Below are 4,763 nucleotides of genomic sequence, written 5' to 3'. Positions count from 1 at the left end.
CGCCGCATCATCGCCCCCTGGACCATGGACACACTGACCTGGAGCAACCAACCGTCGGTGACCGTCAACGGGCAGGTTGGCAACAAGGGCGCCTACAGCGCGACCATCCCTTGCCCCGAGGGCGAGGGCGAGCTGTACTACTCCATCGAGCAGATGGTCCAAGCCTGGATGGACGGCGAGCCCGACGAAGGCGTCCAGCTCAGCTCTGCCAGTGAAACCGTTGCACAGAATTGGCGCTCCTATCGCTCCGACGAATACGGCGGCTACGACACCTACCCCTTTACCCCGCGCGGCCCCGTCCTCTTCATTGAGTACGAGCCTGCACCTGTCGAAACCGTCGAGGTGGGAACATTTCAGTACGGTCACTGGGGCGCTACCCCAGCCGACCTGGCTGCGCAGCAGGCCCGACAAACGGAGGTGGAGATACCACCCTTTACTAACCCCACGGACGAGGAGGCCGGGCAGGCCGCCTTGAACTCTCCGATACGCAGTCAGGTCGATGCGAACGAGCTTGAGCCGCCGCCGGGCCTAACCGAGGAAGAATTGGAGGAGTTCGGAGAATCCGAAGGAGGGGGCTACGATGATGTCCCGGACGAATCTGATCCGGCACCCGACACCGTGGCTCCTCAAGTGTTGACGAATCCCGCTGACGGTGACACCAACATTCCCACCGATACCGAGATCCGGGTGGCATTCGGGGAATCGGTAACGGGTCAAACCTTCGTGCTTAAGGACTCCGCCGCAACCGATGTGAGCTTCAGCGCCACGCCGATCGGTGACGACCCAGACACGGAGGAAATCGAACCCAGTGATCAGGGTTGGATTCTTAAGCCCGAGCATTCTCTGAAGGGGGCCGAGCGCTACCGCATCGAAGTCCGTGCAGCCAGGGACGCTGCTGGCAACGTGATGACCGACTATGCCGCCACCTTCACTACGGCGGGTGGCGCTACGCCTGTGGCGGGGCTGGTGGCGGCCTACGGCATGAACGAGGGATCCGGCACCGGTGTGGCCGACTCCTCCGGCAGCAATAACGCCGGGCTGGCCACCGCCGCCTCGTGGCAGAACGGCAAGTATGGCAAGGCCCTGTCGTTCAACGGCTCCTCCAGCTGGGTCACCGTCCAGGACGCCGCGTCGCTGCGCCTGACGACTGGGATGACGCTCTCGGCCTGGGTGAACCCGGCCTCGGTAGCTGACTGGAGCAGCGTGGTCAGCAAGGAGTTGAGCGCTGGGGGCGTCTCCTACCTCCTGTACGCCGCCAACGGCGACTCGGTTCCGTCCGGCTGGGCGAAGGTCTCGGCTGAGGGGCATGCGACGGCCAACGGCGTTTCGCCCTTGCCGGTGAACACATGGAGCCACCTGGCGCTCACCTACGACGGCGCCGCCCTGCGGCTGTTCGTCAATGGACAGCAGGTCGCCGATACTCCGCTGACCGAAAGCCTCATTGACGACGGTAGCCCGCTGCGCATCGGCGGCAACGGCATCTGGGGCGAATACTTCAGCGGCCTGATCGACGAGGTACGCATCTACAACCGCGCCCAGACCGCCGCCGAAATTCAGACCGACATGACCACCCCGATCGGCGGGACGGCGCCGCCGGACACCCAGGCGCCGACCGCGCCCGGCTCGCTCGCCGCGACGGGCGCCCCCGGTAACGCACAGCTCACCTGGACGGCCTCGACGGACAACGTGGGCGTGGACGGCTACCGGATCCACCGCTCCACGACGCCGGCATTCACCCCATCAGCCGCGAACCAGGTCGGCTCGTCGCCGACCACCACATTCACTGACGCCGGCCTCGCAGCGGGGATGTACTACTATCGGGTCCGCGCCGTCGACGCGGCCGGCAACCTCGGCCCATCATCGAACGAGGTCTCGGCCACCGTCACGGCCCCGCCGACGACCCCGGGCCTGGTGGCCGCGTACGGCATGGACGAGGGCACGGGCACGACCGTGGGCGACTCCTCTGGGCAGAACAACACCGGAGCGGCCACCGACACCACCTGGACGGCGACCGGCAAGCACGGCAAGGCCCTGTCCTTCAACGGCTCCTCGAGTTGGATCACTGTCCCGCACGCCGAGTCGCTGCGCTTGAAGAACGCACTGACATTCTCGGCGTGGGTCCAGCCGGCAGCAGTTGACGGCTGGCGCACCGTGCTGATGAAGGAGAACGCCGATGGCCCCGCCTATGGCCTGTACGCGTCCGTCGGTGACGTTCCATTGGGCTGGCTGGAGAACGCCACCACGTCCAAGACGGTGGTAGGCGACGATCCGCTGCCGCTGAACCAGTGGAGTCACCTGGCCGTCACCTATGACGGCACGATCGTCACCCTGTACCTGAACGGTACCCAGGTCGACCAGACGCCGATGACCGGCGACCTCGCCGATGACGGCGGTGTACTGCGCCTCGGCGGCAACAACGTCTGGGAGGACGAGTTCTTCAGCGGCGCGATCGACGAGGTACGTATCTACAACCGCGTCCAGACCGCCGCCGAGATCCAGACCGACATGAACACCCCCATCGGCGCCGCCCCGGCCGGCGTGGCCGCTCAACAGCGGCGCATGGACGCCACTGCGGACGCTAGTCCCACCATCAACAAACTTACGATTGAAGGCGCCCGCACCGTGGACGGCATCACCGTCGCCTCCACGCTCACTCCGCACCTGACCACTTGGTTGACCACCGGGCGCAACGGCGAGGCGAAGGTGGGAGTGGAGATCGCTGGCAAGCTCACCAAATCCTTCAAGGCCGGAAAGGTGATCACGGACCGACGGCTGATCTGGTCCGGGCAGGCCACCGCCAAGCCAAACGATTCCCAGGTGACACTGCAGGTCCCCAAGGGACTGTTGCGAGACGGCGAGAAAGTGAGATGGAGGGCGAGGGCAGGCGATAGGGGTGCGTGGTCGCCTTGGGCTGGCCTAGCTGTTGATCTTGAGCAAGGCGCCACTGGCGACAAGACATCGAACGACCCTCGCGGCACTGCTCCCTCGCCTGCCGCTGCTATCGCGGATGACGATTCGCGTGTACAGGAATGCTGGAGGCACGAGCAGCAAGCCAGAACCGGCGCAACGGACGGTACCGACGGCTACTACATGAACCGCAACACCTGGTGCGCCATTCAAGAGGTCGCCCGCGGCGATGCCCAGATAGGTTCCCGGCCCGGAATTTTCGTCAACGGGATCACCGCCGACGCCACCATCATCGGAACTGCAGGCGGCAACGGCGAGGGCACTCCAACGAAAGACCGCTTCAGCCGTTACAGGATCTCCCTGAAGAACGTAACCGCGATCGGCGGTGTCTATAACAGGCAAGCGATGATCGGCTTCGGGGCCAGCACCTATAACACTGCCTGCAAGATAGCCGGCGATTCATACGTACAGGGACCATGGCAGCAATGGCGAGACGGAAAGGCCGTTGAGTTCACTGTCGTTTCCGATGAGGCGAACGGCAGGGGAATCGACAAGATTGAGCGCTGCTTCCCGAAGTTTTACGCCAAAATATGGCTCGACGGAATTCCCAGCACCCCTCCGAAGACTTACTGGTCCGACGCCAAGCCCGAAGCGCGGTGCGATTCCGCGCTTTATCTTACCAGTCACTACGGGAGTGGCTGTATCTTCGACAAGGTCGCAGCCGTCTACAAGACAACTGAGACCCGACCAGGTCTCCCCTGGAGCGACATGGGCGACCCAGATAACGTGAACATGGCATACCGGAGCGTCGCATCTCATATCTGGACTGCCCAACACAAGAAAGATCTCACGCTCCCCAAGAGGATCGATAAAAGCATTCCGGGGCATTGGCTAAGTGCCAGTGGGTCACTCAGTCGAAACGTCAATAGAGACTGGAAGAGAAAGAATAATACGAAAAGCCGCAACATGTGCCGCCTCCTATTCAAGGACTACGATCGCAGAGATGCCGAACTCGGCAAGGGGGAGAAGCACAAGGTCTATGAGTGCGATGAGTTTCCTTTCCAGTCCACCATGCAGGGAACATGGGTCAGCGTCGAGCGCGTGAACAGCCCGGATGCTTATGCCTACTCAATCAGACCTGTGTGGTGGAAGCGCAACACCGAAGATGGGATACGTCTTGGCGCCTTCTATGGAAGCCAGCGCATCCTAGGCGAAGACGGCACTCGACGGAAGACGACCTATGATCACTTCTGGGTAGAGGCGTACGTCCCCGGACAAAATCCGCATTAGCATCTAAGCGCCAGATAGAGGTCCCTCAGGAACCATAGGTACGCTTGGATCCTGAGGGACCCTCCCGTTCAGAGAAAGGTCGATCGACGTGTTGGATGAGGCCGTCGCCCGTTACACAGACATTCTGGATTATCTGGGCGAGGACATGGCATACACGGTCACGCTGCCTAACTCAGGTGAACTCACCATCGAAGAGGCTGTGCGTCGCATGGGGTTCGACCCCATAGAGATAGAGGGTCCTGGAACCGTACCGCACAGCGGCCATAGCATCCGCCTCTACCAGGTTGGCGTCGGCGTCGTCACGCTGGACGGGGTCTACCCCATGCCGGAACGCAAGCAGGTAACAGATCAACTGGGCGGCGACGGTTTCCGGCACTGGTACGTGGCATTCGACATCAACGGCAACGCAAGCATGTACGCCGACTATGGGGGAGGGCAAGGCAAGCTCGAGTATCCGGAGCCGATCGATCTTCCTTTCACCCCTTGGACAGAACTCCTGGGTCCCTTGCGTCCTTACGCTGATTTTCTCGCACGCGCCTATGACAGCGAGGAAGCAGAGGCGACAG

At 62.6% G+C, this 4,763-nt stretch carries 2 protein-coding genes; both read left to right on the top strand.

Annotated features, from left to right (window positions below):
* Positions 1 to 6: 6 nt before the first annotated feature.
* Entirely contained in the window at positions 7 to 4,197 is a 4,191-nt protein-coding gene (locus tag OUY22_RS35715) for a LamG-like jellyroll fold domain-containing protein (RefSeq protein ID WP_333486878.1), read from the top strand.
* Positions 4,198 to 4,285: 88 nt separating this feature from the next.
* On the top strand, positions 4,286 to 4,763 hold a 478-nt coding region (locus OUY22_RS35710), incomplete at its 3' end, for a hypothetical protein (RefSeq protein WP_270159742.1).

This window comes from Nonomuraea corallina, from assembly GCF_027620315.1.
GTDB classification, from domain to species: Bacteria; Actinomycetota; Actinomycetes; order Streptosporangiales; family Streptosporangiaceae; genus Nonomuraea; species Nonomuraea corallina.
This window is presented reverse-complemented; position numbering and strand designations above follow the sequence as displayed.